At 63.7% G+C, this 237-nt stretch carries 1 pseudogene; it reads left to right on the top strand.

Annotated elements, in window-relative coordinates:
• Window positions 1-237 (top strand): annotated as a pseudogene (locus tag SAY88_RS25655) (hypothetical protein); the annotation flags it as partial.

The raw sequence follows: 237 nt of genomic DNA, 5'->3' as shown, positions 1-237 counted from the left end.
AAGGGCTGGAAGCCCCCTGGGGCATCGGCCAGCTCAATCTGATGGTCGACACCGAAGAGGTCGCCAGAGCGCCCACCTCGGCAGCAGCTCTGCTGGCGTGGGCCAAGGCCAATCCCGGCCGCTTCACCTACCCCAAGCCGCCCCAGTTCCATGGCTCCAGTTTTCTCAAGCAGATCCTGCTGGAATTGACGCCAGACCCCGCCCCCCTCTATGGGGAAACGACCGATGCCGAGTTTA

This window comes from Halalkalibacter flavus (assembly GCF_036663575.1).
Lineage (GTDB): Bacteria > Bacillota > Bacilli > Bacillales > Bacillaceae_D > Halalkalibacter > Halalkalibacter flavus.
Note: the sequence above shows the minus strand (reverse complement) of the source record. Positions and strands in the feature narration are given on the sequence as shown.